The organism is Streptomyces sp. NPDC005752, assembly GCF_040630715.1.
Lineage (GTDB): Bacteria > Actinomycetota > Actinomycetes > Streptomycetales > Streptomycetaceae > Streptomyces.
In genome coordinates, this window is the sequence record NZ_JBEXYB010000029.1 from 1 (window position 1) to 25,466 (window position 25,466).

General features: G+C 70.6%; 24 protein-coding genes, 1 pseudogene and 1 riboswitch. Of the genes and pseudogenes, 20 read left to right on the forward strand and 5 right to left on the reverse strand.

Going from position 1 to position 25,466, the window contains the following annotated elements:
- From ABZ441_RS23625 to ABZ441_RS23635, 3 genes and pseudogenes are all read left to right on the forward strand, one after another.
- Nucleotides 1–240: pseudogene (locus ABZ441_RS23625) on the forward strand (cytochrome ubiquinol oxidase subunit I); the annotation flags it as partial.
- A complete protein-coding gene (locus ABZ441_RS23630; protein WP_031093689.1) occupies nt 237–635 on the forward strand; it encodes a cytochrome c oxidase subunit 4 in 399 nt (132 codons plus the stop codon). The pseudogene ABZ441_RS23625 and the gene ABZ441_RS23630, both read left to right, overlap by 4 nt.
- Before the next feature lie 125 nt (nt 636–760).
- Entirely contained in the window at nt 761–2,020 is a 1,260-nt protein-coding gene (locus tag ABZ441_RS23635; RefSeq protein ID WP_358977551.1) for an Ig-like domain-containing protein, read from the forward strand.
- 62 nt (nt 2,021–2,082) lie between these two features.
- On the opposite strand, the gene ABZ441_RS23640 is transcribed toward ABZ441_RS23635, so the two are convergent.
- On the reverse strand, nt 2,083–2,484 hold the full coding sequence (locus ABZ441_RS23640; protein WP_205019673.1) for a hypothetical protein: 402 nt from the start codon (nt 2,482–2,484) through the stop codon (nt 2,083–2,085).
- A gap of 187 nt (nt 2,485–2,671) precedes the next feature.
- Between ABZ441_RS23640 and ABZ441_RS23645 the strand changes: the two genes are divergently transcribed.
- From ABZ441_RS23645 to ABZ441_RS23670, 6 genes are all read left to right on the forward strand, one after another.
- On the forward strand, nt 2,672–3,292 hold the full coding sequence (locus ABZ441_RS23645) for a heme-copper oxidase subunit III (protein ID WP_205019672.1): 621 nt from the start codon (nt 2,672–2,674) through the stop codon (nt 3,290–3,292).
- A 55-nt stretch (nt 3,293–3,347) separates the two neighbouring features.
- A complete protein-coding gene (locus tag ABZ441_RS23650) occupies nt 3,348–4,157 on the forward strand; it encodes a c-type cytochrome (RefSeq protein ID WP_205019671.1) in 810 nt (269 codons plus the stop codon).
- Complete coding sequence (locus tag ABZ441_RS23655) at nt 4,154–5,206, forward strand: Rieske 2Fe-2S domain-containing protein (RefSeq protein ID WP_358977554.1); 1,053 nt, start codon at nt 4,154–4,156, stop codon at nt 5,204–5,206. The genes ABZ441_RS23650 and ABZ441_RS23655 overlap by 4 nt, the downstream gene beginning before the upstream one ends.
- Entirely contained in the window at nt 5,203–6,828 is a 1,626-nt protein-coding gene (locus ABZ441_RS23660; protein WP_358977556.1) for a cytochrome bc complex cytochrome b subunit, read from the forward strand. Before ABZ441_RS23655 ends, ABZ441_RS23660 begins: the two co-directional genes overlap by 4 nt.
- Nucleotides 6,829–6,951: 123 nt before the next feature.
- A complete protein-coding gene (gene trpD / locus ABZ441_RS23665; RefSeq protein ID WP_358977558.1) occupies nt 6,952–8,043 on the forward strand; it encodes an anthranilate phosphoribosyltransferase in 1,092 nt (363 codons plus the stop codon).
- Nucleotides 8,044–8,127: 84 nt separating this feature from the next.
- A riboswitch (SAM riboswitch) is annotated at nt 8,128–8,245 on the forward strand.
- A 172-nt stretch (nt 8,246–8,417) separates the two neighbouring features.
- Nucleotides 8,418–9,794, forward strand: a complete 1,377-nt coding sequence (locus ABZ441_RS23670; protein WP_358977560.1) for an aminotransferase class V-fold PLP-dependent enzyme — start codon at nt 8,418–8,420, stop codon at nt 9,792–9,794.
- A gap of 94 nt (nt 9,795–9,888) precedes the next feature.
- On the opposite strand, the gene ABZ441_RS23675 is transcribed toward ABZ441_RS23670, so the two are convergent.
- Complete coding sequence (locus ABZ441_RS23675; protein ID WP_358977562.1) at nt 9,889–10,170, reverse strand: Lrp/AsnC ligand binding domain-containing protein; 282 nt, start codon at nt 10,168–10,170, stop codon at nt 9,889–9,891.
- Nucleotides 10,167–10,913, reverse strand: coding sequence for a rhomboid family intramembrane serine protease (locus ABZ441_RS23680; RefSeq protein ID WP_358977564.1), 747 nt, complete (start codon nt 10,911–10,913; stop codon nt 10,167–10,169). The genes ABZ441_RS23675 and ABZ441_RS23680 overlap by 4 nt, the downstream gene beginning before the upstream one ends.
- A gap of 163 nt (nt 10,914–11,076) precedes the next feature.
- On the opposite strand from ABZ441_RS23680, the gene ABZ441_RS23685 reads away from it, so the two are divergent.
- The 5 genes from ABZ441_RS23685 to ABZ441_RS23705 all read left to right on the forward strand — a co-directional run bounded on the left by ABZ441_RS23685 (nt 11,077) and on the right by ABZ441_RS23705 (nt 16,578).
- Complete coding sequence (locus tag ABZ441_RS23685; RefSeq protein WP_358977566.1) at nt 11,077–11,319, forward strand: hypothetical protein; 243 nt, start codon at nt 11,077–11,079, stop codon at nt 11,317–11,319.
- A 37-nt stretch (nt 11,320–11,356) separates the two neighbouring features.
- On the forward strand, nt 11,357–12,718 hold the full coding sequence (locus ABZ441_RS23690; protein ID WP_358977568.1) for an NYN domain-containing protein: 1,362 nt from the start codon (nt 11,357–11,359) through the stop codon (nt 12,716–12,718).
- A 297-nt stretch (nt 12,719–13,015) separates the two neighbouring features.
- Nucleotides 13,016–14,041, forward strand: a complete 1,026-nt coding sequence (locus tag ABZ441_RS23695) for a C40 family peptidase (RefSeq protein ID WP_205020013.1) — start codon at nt 13,016–13,018, stop codon at nt 14,039–14,041.
- Nucleotides 14,042–14,278: 237 nt separating this feature from the next.
- Complete coding sequence (locus ABZ441_RS23700) at nt 14,279–15,304, forward strand: C40 family peptidase (protein ID WP_358977570.1); 1,026 nt, start codon at nt 14,279–14,281, stop codon at nt 15,302–15,304.
- A 17-nt stretch (nt 15,305–15,321) separates the two neighbouring features.
- Nucleotides 15,322–16,578 (forward strand): hypothetical protein, encoded by a 1,257-nt coding sequence (locus tag ABZ441_RS23705; protein ID WP_358977572.1) that lies wholly within the window; start codon nt 15,322–15,324, stop codon nt 16,576–16,578.
- On the opposite strand, the gene ABZ441_RS23710 is transcribed toward ABZ441_RS23705, so the two are convergent.
- Nucleotides 16,535–17,773 (reverse strand): glycosyltransferase 87 family protein, encoded by a 1,239-nt coding sequence (locus ABZ441_RS23710; protein ID WP_358977574.1) that lies wholly within the window; start codon nt 17,771–17,773, stop codon nt 16,535–16,537. The two genes, ABZ441_RS23705 and ABZ441_RS23710, sit on opposite strands and share 44 nt — an antisense overlap.
- 68 nt (nt 17,774–17,841) lie before the next feature.
- Here ABZ441_RS23710 and ABZ441_RS23715 point away from each other — a divergent pair, with 68 nt between their 5' ends.
- A complete protein-coding gene (locus tag ABZ441_RS23715) occupies nt 17,842–18,984 on the forward strand; it encodes a glycosyltransferase family 4 protein (RefSeq protein ID WP_358977576.1) in 1,143 nt (380 codons plus the stop codon).
- Between the two features lie 176 nt (nt 18,985–19,160).
- Here the strand turns inward: ABZ441_RS23715 and ABZ441_RS23720 are convergent, their stop codons facing one another.
- Complete coding sequence (locus tag ABZ441_RS23720; RefSeq protein WP_358977578.1) at nt 19,161–20,957, reverse strand: AMP-dependent synthetase/ligase; 1,797 nt, start codon at nt 20,955–20,957, stop codon at nt 19,161–19,163.
- 280 nt (nt 20,958–21,237) lie between these two features.
- On the opposite strand from ABZ441_RS23720, the gene ABZ441_RS23725 reads away from it, so the two are divergent.
- The 5 genes from ABZ441_RS23725 to ABZ441_RS23745 all read left to right on the forward strand — a co-directional run bounded on the left by ABZ441_RS23725 (nt 21,238) and on the right by ABZ441_RS23745 (nt 25,395).
- The gene (locus ABZ441_RS23725; RefSeq protein WP_358977580.1) at nt 21,238–22,047 is read left to right on the forward strand and encodes a metallophosphoesterase; all 810 of its coding nucleotides are present in this window, start codon (nt 21,238–21,240) and stop codon (nt 22,045–22,047) included.
- A gap of 120 nt (nt 22,048–22,167) precedes the next feature.
- Nucleotides 22,168–22,617, forward strand: a complete 450-nt coding sequence (locus ABZ441_RS23730) for an SRPBCC family protein (protein ID WP_358977582.1) — start codon at nt 22,168–22,170, stop codon at nt 22,615–22,617.
- A 4-nt stretch (nt 22,618–22,621) separates the two neighbouring features.
- Nucleotides 22,622–23,806 (forward strand): ArsA-related P-loop ATPase, encoded by a 1,185-nt coding sequence (locus ABZ441_RS23735; protein WP_358977584.1) that lies wholly within the window; start codon nt 22,622–22,624, stop codon nt 23,804–23,806.
- A gap of 80 nt (nt 23,807–23,886) precedes the next feature.
- Nucleotides 23,887–24,378 (forward strand): DUF5304 domain-containing protein, encoded by a 492-nt coding sequence (locus ABZ441_RS23740; protein ID WP_358977586.1) that lies wholly within the window; start codon nt 23,887–23,889, stop codon nt 24,376–24,378.
- A gap of 75 nt (nt 24,379–24,453) precedes the next feature.
- A complete protein-coding gene (locus tag ABZ441_RS23745) occupies nt 24,454–25,395 on the forward strand; it encodes an ROK family glucokinase (protein ID WP_205019655.1) in 942 nt (313 codons plus the stop codon).
- Nucleotides 25,396–25,466: the final 71 nt, after the last annotated feature.

Genomic DNA, 25,466 nt, shown 5'->3' on the forward strand with positions numbered 1-25,466 from the left:
TGGAAGACCGCCAAGTACGGCAAGAAGATCGAGGTCGACGACCCGTGGGGCTACGGCCGTTCGCTCGAATGGGCGACCTCCTGCCCGCCCCCGCGTCACAACTTCCTCAGCCTGCCGCGGATCCGTTCCGAATCCCCGGCGTTCGACCTGCACCACCCGGAGATCACGGCGCTCGAGCAGCTGGATCACCTGTCCGAGGGTGAGAAGGTCCTCGTCGGCGGCAAGGAGGACGGCAAGTGAAGATCCAGGGCAAGCTCTTCATCTGGCTGAGCGTCTTCATGCTGGCCATGGCCGTCACGTACGGCGTCTGGTCCAAGGAGCCGGTCGGTACCACTGCGCTGGTCCTGGCCTTCGGCCTGACCATCATGATCGGCTTCTACCTGGCCTTCACGGCCAACAGGGTCGACGCGATGGCCCAGGACAACAAGGAGGCCGACGTCGCGGACGAGGCCGGCGAGGTGGGCTTCTTCTCCCCGCACAGCTGGCAGCCGCTCTCGCTGGCCATCGGTGGCGCCTTCCTCTTCATGGCCGTCGTCTTCGGCTGGTGGCTGGCCTACTTCTCGGCCCCGCTGCTCCTGGTCGGCCTCTTCGGCTGGGTCTTCGAGTACTACAGGGGCGAGAACCGCACCCAGTAGGACACGCCCTCACAGGACGCGTTGCACCCGTACGGGGGCCCGGCCCGCTCAGTAACGAGCGGGCCGGGCCCCCGTTTGCAGTCACTGAACGCGCTGGATCGGATGAATCTTCTTAGCGTGGGTTCATGAACCACACGCCGCGCATCCGCACCGTAGTGAGCTGCACTCTGCTGGTCGTGACCCTGGTTGCAGGTGCGACCGCCTGTGGCGAGCCCGACGGCGATCCGCTGTCGCTGAAGCCGTACGACGCCGCCGACCTCGTCTCCTTCAACGGCCCGTCCAAGGACGAGAAGGCCGACCCCGACAAGCCCCTCGAGTTCACCGTCAAGGAAGACGACGCGAAGATCACGGACGTGACGGCCGTCGACACCGAAGGCCGCCATCTGGCGGGTGAACTCGACGCCGACGGGAAGCGGTGGCACTCCACCACGTCGCTCGCGGCCGGCACCCGGTACACCGTCAAGGTCTCGACCGAGAACGGCGACGGCGCCCCTGGCAGCCGCACGTACGCCTTCGGCACGACCTCGGCCAAGAAGTTCCTGAAGGTCACCTTCGGCCCGCAGGCGGGCACCTACGGCGTCGGACAGCCCCTCACAGCGGAACTCAGCGCTCCGGTCAACGGCAAGGCTGCCCGCGCCACCGTGGAACGCGGCCTCCAGGTCCGGTCGGCCCCCGCCGTCACGGGTTCCTGGTACTGGGTCGACGCGAAGACGCTGCACTACCGGCCCAAGGAGTACTGGCCCGCGGGCGCGAGCATCGACATCCGCAGCAACCTCAAGGGCATCAGGGTCACCGACGCCCTTCACGGGGGCGCCGCGAAGTCCCTGAAACTCAAGACCGGCGACCGCATAGAAGCGATCACCGACGCCTCCGACCACACCATGACCGTTCTGCGCAACGGTGAAGTGATCAACACCCTGCCGGTCACCACGGGCAAGCCCGGCTTCGACACCCGCAACGGCGTCAAGGTCGTGCTGGCGAAGGAGCAGTTCGTACGCATGCGCGGCGAGAGCATCGGCATCGCCGCCGGCTCCTCGGAGTCCTACGACCTGCCCGTCTACTGGGCGACACGCGTCACCTGGAGCGGTGAGTACGTCCACGCGGCGCCCTGGTCGACGGGTTCACAGGGCAACGCCAACGTCAGCCACGGCTGTACGGGAATGAGCACCGCCGACGCGCAGTGGTTCTTCGAGACCGTGCGCGAGGGTGACATCGTCAAGGTCGTCGGGAGCGACGGCGAGACGATGACGCCGTTCGACAACGGCTTCGGCGACTGGAACCTGGCCTGGGACGCCTGGCAGAAGGGCAGTGCCCTCCACGGCGACGGCACGCCCGAGACGGGCACCACCGACGTCCGGACGGCGCGGCTGCGCCCCCGGGTCTGATCCGGCCGGGAGTGCGCCGCGCCCCGGAAGGACACCGCGAGGACATGTGCCCCCGCTGCGCCTCAGGCTCCCACGGACAGCCTGTGGCGCAGCAGGGAGGCCAGGGCGTCCGCGAAGTCGACGGGATCGACCGGATGCGTCACAGCGGCGTCGGCGCGGCTCCACGTGGCCAGCCAGGCGTCCTGCGGGCGCCCGATCAGAAGCAGCACCGGCGGGCAGTCGAAGATCTCGTCCTTGATCTGCCGGCAGACCCCCATGCCGCCCGCCGGGGCAGTCTCGCCGTCCAGCACACAGGCGTCGACACCGCCCTTGTCCAGTGCGCTCAGGACGGCGGGCAGGGTGGCGCACTCCAGGAACTCCACCTGTGGGACGTCCGCCGCAGGCCTTCGCCCGGATGCCAGCCTCACCTGCTCGCGGATGTTGGCGTCGTCGCTGTAGACCAGGACCGTGGCGGTCGGCTGCATTGTTCCTCCGTGACGTCTGTGTCTTCGGGGCTCTCGGGGCATGAACCGATGGGCGGATCGTACTCCGGCCGAGTGCCCGTCAGCACCGGTAAGGACGACGATTCGATGGGCCGTTCGGTGAGGACACACGCCTCTGACACACCGAACGGCACCCCCCGGAGTGAGGGCGGGATAAGCGACCGACATAATGTCGGTCGTGGCGACAGCAACGACAGTAGAAACCGGGCACGCGCACCCGTCGGTCAATCGGCCGAACCTCACCAGCGTCGGAACCATCATCTGGTTGAGTTCCGAGCTGATGTTCTTCGCGGCCCTCTTCGCGATGTACTTCACCCTGCGATCGGTGATGGGACCCGATCACTGGAAGGAGATGGCTCACCATCTGAACTTCCCGTTCTCGGCTACGAACACCACGATCCTGGTGCTTTCCTCGCTCACCTGCCAGCTCGGCGTCTTCGCCGCCGAGCGGGGCGATGTGAAGAAGCTCCGCACCTGGTTCATCATCACGTTCGTAATGGGTTCGATCTTCATCGGAGGCCAGGTCCTCGAGTACACCGAGCTGGTCAAGGACGCGGGTCTCTCCCTGTCCTCCGACCCGTACGGTTCGGTGTTCTACCTGACGACCGGCTTCCACGGTCTGCACGTGACAGGCGGTCTCATCGCCTTCCTGCTCGTCCTGGGCAGGACGTACGCGGCCTCGAGATTCACCCATGAACAGGCCACCGCGGCCATCGTCGTGTCCTACTACTGGCACTTCGTCGATGTCGTCTGGATCGGCCTGTTCGCCACGATCTACATGATCAAGTAACCGGGCTCGCACCCACCCACCATCGACGCAGAAGATCCTGACACCGGGGTAATCCGTGAAAAAGCTCTCCGCACGACGACGCCATCCGCTGGCGGCGGTCGTCGTACTACTCCTCGCGCTGGCGGCTACCGGGGGGCTGTACGCCGCGTTCGCGCCTGCGGGTAAGGCGCAGGCCGACGAAACCGCCCAGTCCCTCGCCATCGACGAGGGCAAGAAGCTCTACTCCGTGGGCTGTGCAAGCTGCCACGGATCCGGCGGTCAGGGCACCACCGACGGGCCCCAGCTCGTGGGCGTCGGCTCAGCCGCCGTCGACTTCCAGGTCGGCACCGGACGCATGCCGGCCCAGCAGCCGGGTGCCCAGGTACCGAAGAAGCCGGTCATCTACAGCCAGGCCGAGATCGACCAGCTCGCGGCGTACGTCGCGTCCCTCGGTGCCGGTCCGATCACGCCCACCGAGAGCCAGGTCGACCCCGCGGGCGCCGACGTGGCCAAGGGCGGTGACCTGTTCCGCTCCAACTGCGCCCAGTGTCACAACTTCACCGGCAAGGGCGGCGCGCTGACAGACGGCAAGTACGCCCCGGACCTCGAAGGCGTGAGCCCGAAGCACATCTACGAGGCCATGCAGACCGGCCCGCAGAGCATGCCCTCCTTCCCGGACAGCACCATGCCCGAGCAGGAGAAGAAAGACATCATCGCGTACATCAAAACCGTCAACGGTGATGAGTCCGCATCCCCCGGCGGGCTCTCGCTCGGTGGCCTCGGCCCCGTCAGTGAAGGTCTCTTCGGCTGGATCTTCGGCCTGGGCGGCCTGATCGCCATCGCCGTATGGGTCGCGGCCCACACCGCTAAGGCCAAGAAGTCATGAGTAGCCAACAGATTCCAGAAGCGAACCTGCCGGTAGAGCAGGACACCGCGCACGGCGCGGTAGAGGGCGCGGGCGACCCGTTCGCCGACCCGGGGCTGCCGGCCCACAGGCCGCGCATCCAGGACATCGACGAGCGGGCCGCGAAGCGCTCCGAGCGCGCCGTCGCCTTCATGTTCACGCTGTCCATGCTGGCGACGGTCGGCTTCATCGCCTCGTACGTCATCTTCCCGGTCGACCAGATCGTCTTCATCTGGCCGCTCGGCCACGTGAGCGCGCTCAACTTCTCCCTGGGCATGACCCTGGGCCTGGCGCTCTTCCTCATCGGCGCGGGGGCCGTCCACTGGGCGCGCACCCTGATGTCCGACGTGGAGGTCGCCGACGACCGGCACGCCATCGAGGCGACGCCGGAGGTCAAGGCCAAGGTCATGGCCGACTTCGCGGACGGCGCCAAGGAGTCCGCGATCGGTCGGCGCAAGCTGATCCGCAACACCATGTTCGGCGCGCTGGCCCTGGTGCCGCTCTCCGGCGTGGTGCTGCTGCGCGACCTCGGTCCGCTGCCGGAGAAGAAGCTCCGCTCGACCTTGTGGGCCAAGGGCAAGCTGCTCGTCAACATGAACACCATGGAGCCGCTGCGTCCCGAGGACGTAGTCGTCGGTTCGCTGACCTTCGCCATGCCCGAGGGCCTGGAGGAGGACGCGCACGACTTCCAGACGCAGATCGCCAAGGCCGCCCTGATGATCGTCCGCATCGAGCCGGACAACATCAAGGACAAGCGTGAGCGCGAGTGGGCCCACGAGGGAATCGTGGCCTTCTCCAAGATCTGCACCCACGTCGGCTGCCCGATCAGCCTGTACGAGCAGCAGACGCACCACGTGCTCTGCCCGTGCCACCAGTCCACCTTCGACCTCTCCGACGGCGCCCGCGTCATCTTCGGTCCGGCCGGTCACGCCCTTCCGCAGCTGCGGATCGGTGTGAACAGCGAGGGCAACCTCGAGGCGCTCAGTGACTTCGAAGAGCCCGTCGGTCCTGCCTTCTGGGAGCGCGGATGAGTACTGCGACGGAAACACAGCGCAAGGCGCCCGCAGGTGAGCGGGTCGCCGACTGGGCGGACGGCAGGCTGGGCATCTACGGCCTGGCCAAGGCCAACATGCGCAAGATCTTCCCGGACCACTGGTCCTTCATGCTGGGTGAGATCTGCCTCTACAGCTTCATCATCATCATCCTCACGGGTGTGTACCTGACGCTGTTCTTCAACCCGAGCATGAACGAGGTCGTGTACCACGGCTCGTACGAGCCGATGAACGGCATCCGGATGTCGGCGGCCTACGCCTCGACGCTGGACATCAGCTTCGACGTCCGCGGTGGTCTGCTGGTCCGGCAGATCCACCACTGGGCCGCGATCATCTTCCTCGCGGGCATGTTCGTGCACATGTTCCGGGTGTTCTTCACCGGTGCGTACCGCAAGCCGCGCGAGATCAACTGGCTGTTCGGCTTCCTGCTGTTCGTGCTCGGCATGTTCACCGGGTTCACCGGCTACTCGCTCCCGGACGACCTGCTCTCCGGTACGGGTGTGCGCTTCACGCAGGGCGCGATCCTGTCGATGCCGATCGTCGGTACGTACATCTCGATGTTCCTGTTCGGCGGGGAGTTCCCCGGTACGGACATCATCTCGAGGTTCTACTCGATCCACATCCTGCTGCTGCCGGGCATCATGCTCGGGCTCGTGGTCGGCCACCTCATCCTGGTCTTCTTCCACAAGCACACGCAGTTCGCCGGCCCGGGCAAGACGAACAAGAACGTCGTCGGCATGCCGCTGCTGCCGGTCTACATGGCCAAGGCCGGGGGCTTCTTCTTCCTGGTCTTCGGCTTCATCGCGATCCTCTCCGCGATCGCCACGATCAACCCGATCTGGGCGCTCGGCCCGTACCGTCCCGACCAGGTGTCCACGGGCGCCCAGCCGGACTGGTACATGGGCTTCGCGGAAGGCTTCGTCCGTGTGATGCCGGGCTGGGAGATCAACCTCTGGGGCCACACGCTGGTCCTGGGCGTGCTCATCCCGCTGGTGCTGTTCGGTGTCGTCCTCGGGGCACTGGCGATGTACCCGTTCATCGAGTCGTGGATCACCGGCGACAAGCGCGAGCACCACATCCTGGACCGTCCGCGCAACGCTCCGACCCGTACCGGTCTGGGTGTCGCCTGGGTGACGATCTACTTCGTCATGCTGATCGGCGGCGGCAACGACATCTGGGCGACCCACTTCCACATGTCGCTCAACGCGATCAGCTGGTTCGTGCGGATCGCCTTCTTCGCCGGCCCGGTCCTGGCGTTCGTCGTCACCCGGCGGATCTGCCTCGGCCTGCAGCGCCGCGACAAGGAGAAGGTGCTGCACGGGCGCGAGTCCGGCACCATCAAGCGCCTGCCGCACGGTGAGTTCGTCGAGATCCACGAGCCGCTCAGCCCGGGCCAGCTGCACACCCTCACGGCGCACGAGCAGTACAAGCCGGTCGAGCTCGGCCCGACGGTCGACGAGAACGGTGTCGAGCGCAAGCCGTCCGTGGTGCAGAAGGTGCGGGCCAGGCTCAGCAGGAGCTACTTCGGCGAGGACAACCAGATCGCCAAGCCCACTGCCGAGGAGTACAAGGAGATCACCAGCGGCCACGGCCACCACTGATCACCTCAGCTGAACGCCACAGCAGGAGCCCCGTCCATCCGATGGACGGGGCTCTTCGCTGTCCCAGGGGCTGGATAAGGTGGGAGACGTACTCGTATCGGCTGTGGACCACAGGAGCGGACCATGAACGTGGTGACCCCGGACGGCGGCGACAGCGTGGCGGCTCTCCCCCAGACTTCGTCCGGGGGCGCCCTCACCTGGCCGGGCGTGCTGACCCCCCTCCTCCGCGGCGAGCACCTCGGTGCGGACGACACCGCATGGGCCATGGACCGCATCATGAGCGGCGAGGCGACGGACGTGCAGATCGCCGGTTTCGCCGTCGCGCTGCGGGCCAAGGGCGAGACCGTCGACGAGGTCACCGGACTCGTCCGCGCCATGTACGAGCACGCCCACACGATCCACGTGCCCGGCCGCACGGTCGACATCGTGGGCACCGGCGGGGACATGGCCAGAACGGTCAACATCTCCACGATGTCGGCCATCGTCGTCGCGGGGACGGGTGCGAAGGTCGTCAAGCACGGCAACCGGGCCTCGTCGTCGGCTAGCGGGGCCTCCGACGTGCTGGAGAAGCTCGGCGTCAACCTCGAACTCACGCCGCAGCGCGTCGTCGCCGTCGCCGAGGAGGCGGGCATCACCTTCTGCTTCGCGGTGAAGTTCCACCCCGCGCTGCGCCATGCCGCCAGGGCGCGCAAGGAGCTCGGCACACAGACCACCTTCAACATCCTGGGCCCGCTCACCAACCCGGCCCGGGTCCGCTCCCAGGCCATCGGGGTCGCCGACCCGAAGATGGCGCCCATCGTCGCGGGCGTGCTGGCGGACCGGGGGAATTCGGCGCTCGTCTTCCGGGGCGACGACGGCCTCGACGAGCTGACGACCACGGCGACCTCGCGGGTCTGGACCGTCCGGGACGGTTCCGTCCACGAGCAGGCGTTCGACCCGCGCGACGTCGGCCTGGACCTGGTACCCGTCGAGGCCCTGCGCGGCGCGGACGCCGCGTACAACGCGGACGTGGCGCGGCGGCTGCTCGACGGGGAGACCGGCCCCGTAAGGGACGCGGTGCTGCTCAACTCGGCCGCGGCACTGGTCGCCCTGGACGCCGGCGAGGGCACGCTGAACGAACAGCTCTCTGCCGGGATCGTGCGGGCCGCGGAGTCAGTCGACTCGGGAGCGGCCAAGCGCGCGCTGGAGCGCTGGGTGGCGGCCAGCAACGCCTGAGACCGGTGGACGTGGACAGGGGCGCGGTCCGTATCGCGGACTGCGCCCTTGCGTGTCACCACGGGTATGGCAAGATGCTGGGCAGGTCATGAGTGACAGCGACTACGGCCCCGGCCCGCTGTCCGGCAACCCTCCGTCCGTGGCGGGGTGCCCCGGGTGAAGACCAGGCCGCAGGCAGTGAGGTCTGTGGCAAGCGCGGGCCCCTCGGCGTCCTTCGACGCCACCCCTTGGGGTCCTGGTCCCAGGGAGCCTCTTGTGAGCAAGCGAATGCGATAGGGCTCCACGCCCTCCTCCGCACACCTTTTCGTCTTCCTTCCCGCGCTGCCGCATGACGCCGGCGTGTGGATCTCGCCTGCCTCTCACGGGAGTTCGCCATGTCTGTCTCCACCGCTGCCGTCGACCAGTCGCTTTGTGCCCCGCTGCCCGTCCTGGGAGCAGATGTCACTGTTCCCCTCGTGACGGGCGGAGAGGTCGCGTACGCGGCCCTCGACTACGCGGCGAGCGCCCCGGCCCTCCAGCGGGTGTGGGACGACGTGGCCGCCTACGCCCCCTACTACGGCAGCGTGCACCGCGGTGCCGGCTATCTCTCGCAGCTCTCCACCGACCTCTTCGAGAGCAGCCGTGTGACCGTCGCGGCGTTCCTCGGCTGCCGCGCGGAGGACCAGGTGGTCTTCACCCGCTCGACGACCGACTCCCTCAACCTGCTGGCCGCCGCGCTGCCCGCCGACTGCGAGGTGTTCGTGTTCGAGACCGAACACCACGCCTCGCTGCTGCCCTGGCGCGACGCCCGGGTGACCTACCTCGACGCTCCGCGGACCCCGGACCAGGCCGTCGCCACCCTCGAGCGCGCACTCTCCGGCCGTGACCCCCAGGGGCCCGCACTGGTCTGCGTGACGGGCGCGTCGAACGTCACCGGCGAGCTGTGGCCGGTGAGGGAACTGGCCGCCGCCGCCCACGCGCACGGTGCGCGGATCGTGCTCGACGCGGCACAGCTGGCGCCCCATCACCCGGTGGACATCGCCGAGCTGGACGTCGACTGGGTCGCCTTCTCCGGGCACAAGCTGTACGCGCCCTTCGGCTCGGGCGTCCTCGCGGGCCGTGCCGACTGGCTGGTGGACGCCGAACCGTACCTCGCGGGCGGCGGCGCCTCCCGTAAGGTCGCCCGGCGCGCCGACGGCGGCGTCGACGTGGAGTGGCACACCACGGCGGCCCGGCACGAGGCCGGATCGCCCAACGTCATCGGGGTCTACTCCATCGCCGCCGCCTGCAAGGCCCTGACCGAGGCCGGATTCGACGGGCTGGTCGCGCGGGAGCAGCAGCTGGTGACCCGGGTCCGCGAGGGCCTCGCCGACGTCCCCGAGGTCAAGGTGCTCTCCCTGTTCGGCGACGACGCCCCGAGGGTCGGGGTCATCTCCTTCGTGGTCGAGGGATGGAACAGCTCGCACTTCGCCGCGGCACTCTCCGCGGAGTACGGCATCGGGGTGCGCGACGGGTTGTTCTGCGCCCACCCGCTGGTGAGGACCCTGCTGGGCAGCGAGCCGCAGGACCCGGGCGAGTGCGGCGCGCCCGAGGCCGCGCCGGGGGAGAGGTCCCTGAACGCCATCCGGGTGAGCTTCGGCGCCGGTACGCCGGACGAGCACATCGAGCGATTCCTGGGAGCCGTCCGCGAGCTGGTGGGCCAGGGCGCCCGCTGGACCTACCGCACCGAGGAGGGCCGCTGCGTGCCCGACCGGGGCACCGCTCAGGTCTGACGGCCACGGATACGGCTCCGGCCGGGACGGGGGTGTCCCCCTCGTCCCGGCCGGAGCCGTGCGCCGTGGCAGGCGTCCCGCCCGGGTGCCCTTCTCAGGCGTCCAGACCGATGGCGAAGGCCGCCTCGAGGTCGTGCTGCGAGTACGTGCGGAAGGCGACGTGGGTGTCGGTGGCCTCGACGCCCTGGATCCTGCTGATACGGCCCGGGATGACCTCGGCCAGATCGTCGTGCCGGGCCACCCGGACCATGGCGATCAGGTCGTACGTGCCCGTGACCGAGAAGACCTCGCTGACGCTGTCCAGCGCCGCGATGGCCTCGGCGATCTCGGGAATCCGGTCCACGCTGGTTTTGATGAGCACGATCGCGGTGATCACGGTTGGCTTTCTCCCTCGGTGGCCGCGGCTGGAGACTTCACTCTAGTACCCCGGAACCGTGCCCAGGCGTAGAGGAACCCGGCCGCGAAACCCGCCACGTGCGCGAGGTACGCCACGCCCGGGCCGCTGCCCGCGCTCCGGGCCGCCAGCCACTGCAGCACGAACCAGAACACGAGCACGATCCAGGCGGGGAAGCGCAGCGGCAGGAAGAAGAGGAAGGGGAAGAGGCTGGTGACCCTGGCCCTGGGGAAGAGGTAGAGGAAGGCGCCGAGCACCGCGGAGATGGCCCCCGAGGCCCCGACCAGAGTCTGGTCGGAACCCGCGTGCGCCACGGCGTAGGCCACCAGGGCGAAGTAGCCGCACGCGAGGTAGAAGAAGGTGAACTCGGTGCGGCCCATGCGTTCCTCGGCCATCGCGCCGAAGACGTACAGGAAGAGCATGTTGCCCAGCAGGTGCAGCCAGCTGCCGTGCACGAAGAGAGCGGTGAGCGGGGTCAGTGCCGCGTGCGCCGAGCCGTCCATGAGCTCGCTGGGGATCACACCCCACTGCTCGAAGTACCCGGCCTGGGCGGCCAGGAGCGCGTCGCCGGTGCCGTGGCCCGGATTCAGACCGGAGAGCGGGCTGATCAGGAACACGGCGACGCACAACGCCATCAGCCCGTACGTGACGGGGGCGCCGCCCGCGGTGGCCGTCCCCAGCTCCCGGGCCCGCTCCCGCCAGCCGACTTCCCGCCAATCGATCACGTACAGAGCATGACGCAAGCTGCGAGAACGGGACAGACCGCCTCGCCGTGTCGATAGGTATGCGCAAGGCCGTAGGGTTGCGGTAGGACATCCGCAGTTCGACGGCGCACCGCGAGATCGAAGACCTGGGCACGCACGAGACTCGACGAAAGAGGACACAACGATGACGACGGTTCCCCTGCCGACGGACGGGACCCGCTGGCGCTGCACGCTCTGCGGTAATCTCACCCGTTTCGATGTGACGCGCTCCTCGAAGGTAGTGGAGTACGTCCATCTCGACCTGGCCGGGGAGTCGAGTGTCGAGGAGCGCGAGGTGGTCAGTGAGACCATCGAGTCGGTGCGCTGCCGCTGGTGCAACGCCGTGGACCAGATCGAGCTCGTGGACAAGCCCGGTGCCGACTCCTGACGGGGCCGCGGGGGCAGACATATTGGGGTGATGGATGGTGGAGCAGCCGACAGGCGGCGCCGGACCGGCCGACGCGGCCGACGGCACCGCGGAGTCGCTCGACCGTCCGCTGCCCGAGGACGTGCGCCGCAGGGTGGTGGCCCTGGTCTCCGACGCGTTCGGCGGTCTGACCGTCGGCGAACTCCCCACCCAGCTGCGGCAGTACGCCCGTTTCACCCCGAGCAGACGGGCCAAGTTCGCGGGTAACGCGATGGCCGCCGCCCTGGAGGCCGACCCCGCGTTCCGCAGGCGCATCGGGGAACGCATCGGCCAGACCCAGTCGGAGCTGGCCGACGCGCTCACGTCCGGTGCGCCGCCCGCCGCCGCCGATCCGGTCGACGTGGCCGCCGCGGCCTATGTGCTGCGCCCGGCCGGCTGGGTCAAGCTGGTGGCGGCAGCGGGCGAAGAGGTCCAGCGGGCCCACGCCGAGCAGGCGGACGAGGAGACCAGGCGCGAGCTGGAGCGGCTGCGCGAGGAACTCGACCGCGCCCGCGGCCACATCAAAACCGATACCGAACGGCTGCGCTCGGAGCTGGAGGCCTCCCGCAAGGAGGCCGATTCCCTGCATCGCAAGCTGCGCAGCGCCCTCAGCGAGGTGAAGCGCGGGGAGGCCGCTCTGCGCAAGGCCGGCACCGAGGCCGACGCCGTACGGGCCGAGGCCGCGGCCCAGGTCTCCGCCGCGGAGAGCGAGTCCCGCCGGCTCAAGGCACGGCTGGCCGAGGCGGAGGCCTCCGTGGAGGCGGGCCGCCGGGCGGCCAGGGAGGGGCGCTCGGTCGAGGACATGCGGCTGCGGCTGCTCCTGGACACCGTGCTCGACGCGGCCCAGGGGCTCCGCCGCGAACTGGCCCTGCCCCCCTCCTCGCTCCGGCCCGCGGACGGCGTCGAAGCGGTGGAGCCCGGGCGGATGTCACCCAAGGACATCGCGGCCAGGGCCCTTTCGGAGACCGATCCGGCCCTGCTCGACCAGCTGCTCGCCCTGCCGCAGGCGCATCTCATCGTCGACGGCTACAACGTGACGAAGACCGGCTATCCGCAGATGCCGCTGGAGAAGCAGCGGTTGCGCCTCCTGGGCGGTCTGTCCCTGCTCGCGGCACAGACGGGCGCCGAGATGACCTGTGTCTTCGACGGCGCCGAGCTGGCCGCCCCGGTCCTGCTGGCGCCACCGCGCGGAGTCCGGGTGCTGTTCAGCAAGGCAGGGGTGACCGCGGACGAGCTCATCCGGCAACTGGCGCGCGCCGAACCGCCGGGCAGACCCGTCGTCGTGGTGTCCACCGACCGTGAAGTGGCCGACGGGGTGGCGAGGGCGGGGGCGAGACCGGTCGCCTCCGCCTTGCTCCTGAAGCGCCTTTCGCGCGTCTGAGGCGTCATGTGCCGCTTGGGCGACTTGTCGGATTTTTAGGAACGTACCGTCAAGTCGCTGCTACACGCAGTGTGATGAAAGTAAAGAAGTGCCTGTTGTGACGAGATTTTGCCCCTGAGGATTTGAACTGATCACAAGATGGTCACTAGGGTCAGCCCTCGAACCTTCGCACGGTTGATTGCCCATCCGGGGTGACGGCGAAGGAACCGCCGAGTCCGTGACGTGCACGGAGCCGGGGATCCGTTCGTGTCCCCCCACAACCCGGTAGGCGGCTCGAGGAAGAAGGAGCTCGCCTTCGTGGCGTCCCACCGTCGTCCCAAGCAGCCGAGCCGCACCCGCGTGACCGTGCTCACCGCGACCGCAGCCGCAGCCGTGGCCCTGACCTCCCAGGCCGCCCACGCCGACCCCAAGCCGACCAAGAGCGAGGTCAAGGCGAAGGTCGACAAGCTCTACCACGAGGCCGAGGAAGCCACCGAGAAGGCCAACGGCGCCAAGGAGCAGCAGGACAAGCTCAAGAAGCAGGCCGACGCGCTCCAGGACAAGGTCGCCCGCGGCCAGGACGAGCTCAACACCCTGCGCGGCGAGCTCGGTTCGCTCGCCACCGCGCAGTACCGCTCCGGCGGACTCGACCCCTCCGTCCAGCTGCTGCTCTCCTCGGACCCGGACAGCTTCCTCGACCAGGCCTCCGCGCTCGACCAGCTGACGGCCAAGCAGGCCGAGTCGCTGCAGAAGATCCAGGCGAAGCAGCGCACCCTCGCGCAGCAGCGCAAGGAGGCGCAGGGGAAGCTCAGCGACCTCGACGACGTGCGCAAGTCGCTGAACGAGAACAAGAAGAAGTACCAGGGCAAGCTCGCCGACGCCCAGAAGCTGCTGAACACCCTCACCGCCGCCGAGCGGGCCAAGATGGCCGAGGACGAGCAGCGCGCCAGCCGCGCCGCCGGTGACAGGGTCGAGCTCGGCAACGAGGTCGCCGCATCCGGCCTCGGCGCGGCCGCCCTCCAGGCCGCCTCCACACAGCAGGGCAAGCCGTACGTCTCGGGTGGCACCGGCCCCAACTCGTTCGACTGCTCGGGGCTGACCCAGTGGGCCTACGCCCAGGCAGGCGTCCAGCTCACCCGCACCACGTACACCCAGATCAACGACGGCGCCCGGATCGGCCGCGGCGCGCTGAAGCCGGGTGACCTCGTCTTCTTCAACAACACCTCGCACGTGGGTCTGTACGCGGGCAACAACCAGATCCTGCACGCCCCGAAGCCCGGAACCGTGGTCCGCTACGAGTCCATGGACTACATGGGCACCTTCCAGTTCGGCGTGCGCCCCTGACGCCCGAACGGGCGAATCGCCGCACCCCTTGACGGACCCCCGCCCCGCCGGAGACCACAGGTCACCGGCGGGGCGCCGTCGTTCCTGCCCCTTCCGCCCCCCGGCGTGGCCTTTGGTCACCGCGTAGCCGTCCGGTTACTGTCTGCGCTGCCGCGCAGCTCCCGGTCGTCGGTCCGCCCGCCCCGGGCGGCAGGGGCTGCGCACGACTGCGTACAGCGGAAGGGAGTGCGGCTTCCTGTGGTGTCGCATCGCCGCCCCACCCGGCCCCGTCTCAACCGTGGCGTCCGGGCCACCGTCCTGTCCGCCGCCGCGGCCACCGCGGCGGCCACCCTCAACGTGGCGCCCGCGAGCGCGCTGCCCGAGGACACCCACGAGACGGCCGGCGCCGCGGTCGACCGGCTGTACGGGGAGGCCGAGCGGGCCACCGAGCGGTACAACGCGGCCCGGGAGAGCCTCGGTGCGCTGCGCGGCCGGATGGCCAGGGCCCAGGACTCGGCGGCCCGCACCCAGGAGGACGTCAACCTGATGCGGGCGTCCCTCGGCTCGATGGCGGGCGCGCAGTACCGCTCGGGCGGCATCGACCCCTCGGTCGCCCTCCTGCTCTCCTCGGACCCGGACACCTTCCTGGACCGCGCCGCCGCCCTGGACCGGGCGGGCGAGCGCCGGGCCGTGACGCTGCACAAGCTCCACCGGGCCCAGCGCAAGATCGCCCAGAGCCGTGCGGAGGCAGCCGTGGCCCTCGCCGCCATGGAGCGCGACCGTGCGGCGCTGGCACGTCACAAGCGCACGGTGGAGGGCAAACTGGCCAGGGCACGGCACCTGCTGGGCTCCCTGCCCGCCGCCGACCGCGCGTCCCTCGGCCGCGCCTCGCGCCCGGGCCGCCCCGACGACGCGCTCCTCGCCGCCGGCGCGGGCTCCGCGCGCGGCCTGGCGGCTCTCATGGCGGCCCGGCAGGCCCTGGGACGCCCGTACGTGTGGGGCGCCAACGGTCCCGCCGGCTTCGACTGCTCCGGACTGATGCAGTGGGCGTACGCGCGGGCGGGGGTCGGTCTGCCCCGCACCTCGCAGGCGCAGCGGTACGCGGGCCGCATGGTGCCGCTCCCGCAGGCGCGGCCCGGCGATCTGGTCGCCTACCGCGCGGACGCGAGCCACATCGGAATGTACGCGGGCAACGGGCAGGTCATCCACGCCCCGCACCCCGGCGCACCGGTGCGCTACGACCCCGTCGGCATGATGCCCGTCTCCTCGGTCACCCGCGTCTGACCGTACGATCGGGCGGGATGGCTGTTCGGACAGGGGACGCGCGGCGGGGGACGACGACCCGCGGACGGCGCACGGCGGGTGCCGTGCTCGCCGTGCTGCTGCTCGCGCCCGCGTGCGCGGGCCCCCGGGACTCCACCACCGGCATCACCGCCCAGGAGGTCGGCGCCACCCTGGACCGCCGGGCCGCGGCCGTCATGGGGCACGACACCGACGCGTACCTGGCCGCCCTCGACCCCCGTGCCGCATCCTTCCGTGCCGCCCAGCGCACGGAGCTGCACAACCTCGCCGACGTACCGCTGGAGTCCTGGGCGTACGAGGTCGAGGGCGTGTCGGACGAGGCCGCCGGCCGGGTCACCGCCGAGGTCGAACTGCGCTACCGGATCAAGGGCTACGACACGGCGCCCGTGTCCTCCTCCCGCACCGTGGAACTGGTCCGCCGCGGCGAGGACCGCACCTGGTACATCGCCGCAGACCGGGCCGCCGACGGTGCCCCGGGGCAGCTCTGGCAGCAGGGCGACGTCGAAGTCGCGCGGGGCACGCACAGCCTGGTCCTCGGGGTCGGCCGCCGGGCGGCGGAGCTGCGCCGGATCGCGGCCACCGCGGACCGGGCCGTCCCGGCCGTCACCGGCTCCTGGCCGGAAGCCTGGGCGGAGCGGGTCGTGGTGCTCGTCCCCGAGTCCGTGGAGGACATGGCGGGGCTCCTGGGATCGCCCGTGGCGAGCTACCGGGGCATAGCGGCCGTCACCACCGGCGAGGTCGGCGGGAGCGGCCGGGCACCCGCGGACCGGGTGATCGTCAATCCGCAGGCGTACGGAATGCTCGGCGACTTCGGACAGCGCGTCGTCCTCACCCACGAGACCACCCATGTGGCGACCCGGGCGTACACCTCCGCCGCCACTCCCGTCTGGCTCTCCGAGGGCTTCGCCGACCTGGCCGCCTACCGCGGGGAGAGCCGAACCGCCCCCGAGATCGCACCGGACCTCGCCGAGGCCGTCCGGGCAGGTGACCTGCCCGCGCGGCTGCCGGCCGACGAGGACTTCGGCTTCGGTGAGGACACGGGGAAGCTCTCCCGGGCCTACGAGGGCGGCTGGCTGGCCTGCGAGCTGATCGTGCGGGACTGGGGCGAGGAGGAGCTGATCGCCTTCTACAAGGCCGTGGGGAGCCGTTCGGAGCGGGACGGGAGCGTGGAGCAGGCCATGCACACGGTGCTCGGCACCACTCCCGCGGACTTCACGGCGCGCTGGCGCGAGTACCTTCGAGCCCGGCTCGGCTGATCCGTTCCGCCGCGCGCCCCTGCCGGGCACCCGGCACCGTGGCCCGCCACAGCCGCCGCCCGGCGCTCACCGTCGCCGCGACCAGAAGACCGTTGCGTACGGCCATCAGGACCACGCCCTCCGCGTCACTGGCCACCACGTGTGCGAAGCCGAGCGGGAATTCCAGCAGGGTGACGGCGGTGGCCACGAGGACCAGACCGGCGGGCAGCGCCATCCGGCTGCCCCGGAACACCAGGCACACCGCGGCGACACCGAGCGGCCACACCATGTACTGGGGGCTGATGACCCGGCTGGTCACGGTGAACAGCAGCACCGCGGTGAACGCGGCGTCCGCCGGGGTGTGCACCGCGAACGTACGGGCCCGCAGCCGCCACACCAGCAGCCAGCCGAAGGCGAGCACGCTCAGCGCCAGGGCCAGCGTGCTCACCAGCGCCACCTGCGGGCCGGCGAACTCCATCGAGCCGTAGCGGAGTTCCACCCGCCCCTCCCAGCCGAACTGCCGGGCCACGTGGAAGACCAGCGCCCCCAGGGACTCGATCTCCAGCCCCCGGTCCCGCTGGAAGGTCAGGAAGGCGAACGCGCCCGGCAGGGCCACCGCGGCGGCCAGGACCAGCACGGCGGCCGTCACCGCCGCCGCCGACCAGGACCTGCGGGTCTCCCCGCCCCGGGCGGTACCCACCAGCAGCAGCACCGGCCACACCTTCAGCAGCGCCCCGAAGGCGGCCAGCGCCCCCAGCACCCTGGGGTGGCGCACACCCGCCAGCAGCGCCGCCACCGCGACGGCCGTCACCATCAGGTCGTAGCGGGCGTACACCGTCGGCCCGAGCAGTGGCACACCCAGCACCCACAGCCAGCCGCCCGCGCTCCGCATGCCCGGTCGGCCTCCCGCGTACAGCAGCAGCCCGAACACGAGCGCGTCACAGAGCAGTACGAGGACGAAGAAGGCCGAGGCGTACTCCAGGAAGGGCAGCAGGTCCGGGGAGAGCACGGCGAGCGCGGCGGCGGGCGGGTACTGCCAGGTGACGTCGTCCAGCGGATACGAGCCGCTGTGGAGCACCTCGTACCAGCCCCGGTAGATCACCGAGACATCACTCGTGACGTCCGGACCCGGCACCGTGAACACCTTGAAGACGCAGAGCAGCAGCACCGCTCGTGTGAGGGTCCAGGTTGCGAGGGACAGACGCATGAGCGTCATGATGCCGCCACCTGCTGTACAGGAGCCGTCAGGCAGGGCCGCGCGAACGCCCGGTACTGTCGGCGGCGATGGACAAGACGCTGATCGTGACGAACGACTTCCCGCCCCGCCCCGGCGGCATCCAGGCCTTCCTGCACAACATGGCGCTGCGGATGGACCCCGAGCGGCTCGTCGTCTACGCCTCCACCTGGAAGCGCGGCGCGGAGGGCGCCGAGGCCACCGCCGCCTTCGACGCCGAGCAGCCGTTCACCGTGGTGCGCGACCGTACGACGATGCTGCTGCCCACTCCCCGGGTCACCCGGCAGGCGGTCCGGCTGCTGCGCGAACACGGCTGCCCCTCCGTGTGGTTCGGTGCGGCGGCGCCCCTCGGGCTGATGGCGCCCGCGCTGCGCCGGGCGGGCGCCCGCCGGATCGTGGCCACCACGCACGGCCACGAGGCGGGCTGGGCCCAGCTGCCCGCGTCCCGGCAACTGCTGCGCCGCATCGGCGAGGGCACCGACACGATCACGTACCTCGGCGAGTACACCCGGTCCAGGATCGCCGCGGCGCTCACCCCGGAGGCCGCCGGACGCATGGTGCAGCTGCCGCCCGGGGTCGACGAGAAGACGTTCCACCCGGACTCCGGCGGCGACCGGGTCAGGGCCCGGCTCGGACTCACGGACCGGCCCGTCGTCGTGTGTGTGTCGCGGCTCGTGCCGCGCAAGGGGCAGGACACCCTCGTCCTGGCGATGCCCGCGATCCTGGCGCGGGTGCCGGACGCCGTCCTGCTCGTCGTCGGCGGCGGCCCGTATGCCGGGCAGTTGAAGAAGCTGGCCGAGGAGACCGGTGTCCAGGACTCCGTGCGCTTCACCGGGCCGGTGCCCTGGGAGGAACTGCCCGCGCACTACGGCGCCGGCGACGTGTTCGCCATGCCCTGCCGCACCCGGCGCGGCGGGCTCGACGTCGAGGGCCTGGGTATCGTCTACCTGGAGGCGTCCGCTACCGGACTGCCGGTCGTGGCCGGCGACTCGGGCGGTGCCCCGGACGCCGTGCTGCACGGCGAGACCGGGTGGGTGGTGCGGGGCGGCTCCGCCGAGGAGTCCGCCGACCGCATCGTCACCCTGCTCGGCGACCCGGAACTGCGCCGGCGCATGGGGGAGCGGGGCCGGGCGTGGGTCGAGGAGAAATGGCGCTGGGACCTGCTCGCCGGACAGCTCAGGGCGCTGCTCTGAGCATGTGCCCGAGAACGCTGCTCCGGGCACCCGCTGCTCGTCGGACGGGAAACGGCGCCCCCGGACGACGGACCGGGCCCGGATCTTGAAATCCGTCGCACCCCCGAACCGGGGTGTGGCGACGCTCCCCGGAACCCGAGGTCAGGGTGCGGGCCCTCCTCCCACGTACCGCGGGTTCAGCCGCGGTAGATCGACTCGACCTCGTCCGCGAAGTCCTTCGCCACGACGTTGCGCTTGAGCTTCAGCGACGGCGTGATGTGGCCCGCCTCCTCGGTGAACTGGGTGGCCAGGATGCGGAACTTGCGCACCGACTCCGCCTTGGACACCGCCGCGTTGCCGTCGTCCACCGCCCGCTGCACCTCGGCCAGCAGCTCGGGGTCCTCGCGGAGCGAGACCGCCGTCGACCCGGCCGGCTTGCCGTTCTCCTCAGCCCAGCGGGAGAGGAACTCCTCGTCGAGCGTCAGCAGCGCGCCGACGAACGGCCGTCCGTCGCCGACCACCATGCACTCCGCGACCAGGGCGTGTGCGCGGATCCGGTCCTCGATCACCGCGGGGGCGACGTTCTTGCCGCCCGCCGTGACGATGATCTCCTTCTTGCGGCCCGTGATCGCGAGATAGCCGTCCTCGTCCAGCGTGCCGATGTCACCGGTGTGGAACCAGCCGTCGGCCAGCGCCTCGGCCGTCGCCGCGTCGTTCTTCCAGTACCCGGTGAACAGGTGCTCGCCGTGCAGCAGCACCTCGCCGTCGTCGGCGATCCGCACCACCGAGCCCGGCAGCGGCTGGCCGACCGTGCCGATCTTCTGCCGGTCCCACGGGTTGAAGGCCGTGGCGGCACAGGACTCGGTGAGGCCGTAGCCCTCCAGCACCGTGAAGCCGATGCCGCGGAAGAAGTGGCCGAGCCGCTCGCCCAGCGGTGCGCCGCCGGAGATCGCGTACTCGCCACGGCCGCCGAGCACGGCGCGCAGCTTGCTGAACACCAGCTTGTCGAAGACCTTGTGCTTGACCCTCAGACCCACCGAGGGGCCTTCCGGGGTGCCCAGCGCACGGCTGTACGCGATCGCCGTGTCGGCCGCCCGATCGAAGATCCTGCCCTTGCCGTCGGCCTGGGCCTTGGCACGCGCCGAGTTGTAGACCTTCTCGAACACCCGCGGTACACCGAGGATCAGCGTCGGCCGGAACGAGGCCAGCTCATCGGTGAGGTTCTTGATGTCCGGCACGCAGCCGAGCTTGATCGGGGCCATCACCGAAGCGACCTCGACCAGCCGGCCGAAGACGTGCGCGGTGGGCAGGAAGAGCAGGACGGAGCACTCGCCGGTACGGAAGAGGGGCTTGAGCCGCTCCACGATGTTGCCGCACTCCGCGAAGAAGCTGCGGTGCGTCAGCACACAGCCCTTGGGGCGGCCGGTGGTGCCCGAGGTGTAGACGACCGTCGCCGGGTCGTCGGCCTTCGCGCTCACCATGCGCAGGTCCAGCGTCTCGTCGGAGACCTCGGCACCCGAGGCGACGAGCTCGTCGACGGCACCCCGGTCGATCTCCCAGACGTGCCGCAGACCGGGAAGCCCGTCCCGCACCGCGGTGACGGACTCCGCGTGGGCGGCGCTCTCGACGACGACCGCGACCGCGCCCGAGTCGCCGAGTATCCACTGGACCTGCTCGGGGGAGCTGGTCTCGTACACCGGGACGGTGACGGCGCCCGCGCTCCAGATGGCGAAGTCCAGCAGGACCCACTCGAAGCGGGTACGGGACATGAGCGCGACCCGGTCACCGGGCTGGACACCCGCCGCGATCAAGCCTCTGGCGGTGTCTCTGACCTCGGTGAGGAACTGGGTCGCCGTGACATCCGTCCAGACGCCGGCCACCTTCCGGCTCATCACCGCGACATCGGGATGCTGAGCGGCGTTGCGGCGGATGAGATCCGTCAGGTTGCCGTCCGTAGGGACCTCGTACAGGGCCGGAAGGCTGAACTCACGCAAGACTGCTGCTCCTCATCGGGCTCCGGTTCCACGGCTCTGTGTGACGCACCGGATCGGTCCAAGACTGGCAGATGCTCAGTGGGGTGAGCACGACTGGACTGGCGGGACGTTACCCACCGGTACTCGGTTACGGAAAGGGGGTTCCGGCCAGATGTCTTATGCATCACACATATCGGTGCTCCTTCGGCGCACATTAGTCCACCCGTGTCCCGGTCCGGAAGTAATCGCAGGTCCGGCGGCCTCTACCCAGAGCGGCGAGCGGAGACCTAGGGTGAGCTCCATGCGAGTCGGCACACCGCGAAATCAGCACACGACCCCCACCCGGCGGACACGCGTGCACGTGGTCAGTGACGTGCACGGCAACGTGGAGGCGCTCGCGCGTGCCGGGGACGGCGCGGACGCCCTGATCTGCCTGGGCGACCTGGTCCTCTTCCTCGACTACGCCGATCATTCGCGCGGCATCTTCCCCGACCTGTTCGGGGTCGACAACGCCCACCGCATCGTCGAGCTGCGCACCGCGCGCCGCTTCGACGAGGCACGCGCCTTCGGCCGCGAACTCTGGGCGGGCCGGGACCGCAACACGGCCATCCTGTCCGCCGTACGCAAGCAGTACGCCGAGATGTTCGCGGTCATGCCCACCCCGACCTACGCCACCTACGGCAACGTCGACGTCCCCTCCCTCTGGCCCGAGTACGCCAATTCCGGCACCACGGTGCTGGACGGTGAGCGGGTCGAGATCGGAGGCCGGGTCTTCGGATTCGTAGGGGGCGGACTCCGTACCCCCATGAACACCCCGTACGAGATCAGTGACGAGGAGTACGCCGCCAAGGTCGAGGCACTCGGTCCGGTGGACGTCCTTTGCTCGCACATCCCGCCGGACGTCCCCGAGCTGACGTACGACACGGTGGCCCGGCGCTTCGAGCGCGGCAGCCGCGCGCTCCTGGACGCCATCCACCGTGCCCGCCCCCGGTACGCGATTTTCGGCCATGTCCACCAGCCGCTGGTCCCCCGGATGCGCATCGGTGTCACCGAGTGCGTCAACGTCGGCCACTTCGCCTCCAGCGGGCGGCCCTGGGCCCTGGAGTGGTGAGCGACACGGCCGACGGGCGCGCGCCGGGGCGCGGACGGGAGGGGCGTCGGCACGCGATAGCCTGCACACGGCAGGCTTCTGCCGAACGCGACCGGTACACCGCACTGGAGGGCCACGGCGATGGCTGAACACACCAGCTCGAGCATCACGATCGAGGCGGCACCGGCCGACGTCATGGGAGTGATCGCCGACTTCGCCCGCTATCCGGAATGGACCGGCGAGGTGAAGGAGGCCGAGATCCTGGCCACCGACGACCAGGGCCGCGCCGAGCAGGTCCGTCTCGTCCTGGACGCCGGAGCGATCAAGGACGACCACGTCCTCGCCTACACCTGGAACAGCCCGTACGAGGTCGACTGGACCCTCGTCAAGTCCCAGATGCTGCGCGCCCTCGACGGCAGCTACGCGCTGGCGCCCCTCGGCGACGGGGACCGCACCGAGGTCACCTACCGGCTCGCCGTGGACGTCAAGATCCCCCTCCTCGGCATGATCAAGCGCAAGGCCGAGAAGGTCATCATCGACCGCGCCCTCGCCGGGCTGAAGAAGCGCGTCGAGTCCGTCCCGAAGGCCTGATCACGTGCGTACGGTCCTCGTCACCGGCCCCGGCGGCGCAGGCCGTACCACCGTCGCCGCGGCCACCGCGCTCGCCTCGGCCCGTGCCGGCCGGCGCACCCTCCTGGTCTCCGCCGACGCGGTGCCCGCCTTTCCCGGGGGCGCCGAGGCCGCAGAGGTCACCGAGCTGCTGCACCGCGCCCGCGTCGACTCCGCCGCACACTTCCGCGCCGAGCTCCTCGCACTCCAGGACCGGGCGTCCGGGGTGCTCGACCTGCTCGGCGCCAACCGTCTCGACGGCGAGGAACTCACCGAGCTGCCGGGCAGCGCCCAGCTCGCCGTCCTGCACACCCTGCGCCGGGCGGCCGAGGGTGACTGGGCCGACGACGGCTACGAGGTCCTCGTCGTCGACCTCCCCCAGCTCGCCGACGCCCTCTCCCTGCTCGCACTCCCCGGGCAGCTGCGCCGCTATCTGCGCCGCCTCCTGCCCCGGGAACGCCAGGCCGCCCGCGCGCTGCGCCCGGTGCTCGCGCAGCTCGCCGGCGTTCCCATGCCCGCCCAGTGGCTGTACGAGGCAGCCGCCCGCAAGGACGCCGAACTGGCCGCGGTCGAGGCACTGATCGAGGACAACGCGACCACCGTGCGGCTGGTCGCCGAACCCGGGCAGTCCGCCGGGGAGGCGCTGAGCGCGGCCCGTACCGGACTCGCCCTGCACGGGCTGCGCGTCGACGCCGTCGTGGCCACCCGGGTCCTGCCCCGCCATTCCGCCGACCCCTGGTTCGCCGATCTCGCCGCCCGGCAGGAGAAGTGCCTGGACCACTGGCACCACGAGTGGCAGCCCGGGACCCCCGTACGCGAGACCGCCCACCTCGGCCGCGAGCCGCGCACCGTCGAGGACCTGGCCCTGCTCGCCGAGGCCTGCGGCGCACCCGACGACCGGACGCCGGGACACGCCGGGGACCCCTGGTGGACCGAGGACGCCGGCGACGGCGTCATCGCCTGGTGCCTGCCGCTGCCCGGGGCGGTCAAGGAGGACCTCGGGCTCGTCCGGCGCGGCGACGAACTGCTCCTCACCGCAGGGCCGTTCCACCGGGCCGTGCGCCTGGAGTCCGCGCTGCGCCGCTGCACCGTCTCCGGCGCCGCGCTGACCGACGGCGTCCTGCGTGTCCGGTTCACGCCCGACCCCGCGCTCTGGCCCCGGACACCATGAACGCCGTACCACCGTTCGGGTAACGTCGGTAGTACGTGGCGCGTACGGCCACGCAGACAACCGCGTCGCAGGAGTCCGCCATGAGTGAAGCCACCGATCGTCCCGTCGACGACGACGCGTGGGCGGAGGCCTGCGCCGAGGACCTCGAAGCGGAGAAGGCCCGCCGCCGGGCGCAGTACGGACAGCAGCCGGGTTCCGCCGCCGAGGAGCTGCGCAAGCTCATCGACGCGGTGGCCGACAAGGTCTCCTCCATGCAGTCACCGCTGCTCGGCATGGCCGCGCAGGGCACCGTCCAGCAGGTGATCCGGCAGGCCAGGTCCGCGGTCGAACCCGTCATCGACCGCAATCCGGAGCTTTTCGACCACCTCGCAGCCGCGGGGAACGAGCTCCTCGCCGCCTACCGCTCCGCCGTCGAGGGCCAGGAGGGCCGCTGGACCCGGGGCACCGAAGGCGCCGGTGGCACCTCCGGCCGCAAGGGAAACGTCCCCGGGCCGGGGAAGACGGCGGCACAGGACCCCTCTGACCCGCGTGACGAGGGCTCCGGCGGCAGCGAACACATCGACCTGGACTGACCCTGGGCAGGAGGTACCCGTCCCCGGCTCGGGTACGGTTGGCCGTAGCGGGGCTCGACCGAAACTGAGGGATTCATGGGACTCACCATCGGCGTCGATATCGGCGGCACGAAGATCGCGGCTGGAGTGGTCGACGAAGAGGGCCGGATCCTCTCGACGTTCAAGGTATCCACCCCGCCGACCGCCGAAGCCATCGTGGACGCGATCAGCGCCGCCGTGGCCGGAGCGAGCGAGGGACACGACGTCGAGGCGGTCGGCATCGGCGCTGCCGGATATGTCGACGACAAGCGTGCCACCGTGCTGTTCGCCCCGAACATCGACTGGCGCCACGAGCCGCTCAAGGACAAGGTCGAGCAGCGCGTCGGGCTTCCGGTCGTCGTCGAGAACGACGCCAACGCGGCGGCCTGGGGCGAATACCGCTTCGGCGCCGGCCAGGGGCACGACGACGTCATCTGCATCACGCTCGGCACCGGCCTGGGCGGCGGCATCATCATCGGCAACAAGCTCCGCCGCGGACGCTTCGGTGTGGCGGCGGAGTTCGGCCACATCCGGGTCGTTCCGGACGGGCTGCTCTGCGGCTGCGGCAGCCAGGGCTGCTGGGAGCAGTACGCCTCCGGGCGTGCACTCGTGCGCTACGCGAAGCAGCGTGCCAACGCCACCCCGGAGAACGCCACGATCCTGCTGGGGCTCGGTGACGGCAGCGTCGAGGGCATCGAGGGCAAGCACATCAGCCAGGCCGCCCGGCAGGGCTGCCCGGTGGCCATCGACTCCTTCCGGGAGCTGGCCCGCTGGGCCGGAGCCGGACTCGCCGACCTCGCCTCGCTCTTCGACCCGTCGGCCTTCATCGTCGGCGGAGGCGTGTCCGACGAGGGCGAGCTGGTCCTCGACCCGATCCGCAAGTCGTTCCGGCGGTGGCTGATCGGCGGGGAGTGGCGCCCGCACGCCCAGGTCCTCGCGGCCCAACTGGGCGGCAAGGCAGGCCTGGTGGGTGCGGCCGACCTGGCACGCCAGGGCTGATCCCACCCGTGCGTCCTCGACGCCCGTCGCGCCCTCGGGGGAGCGGCGGGCGTCCGTCGTATCGTGCCTCC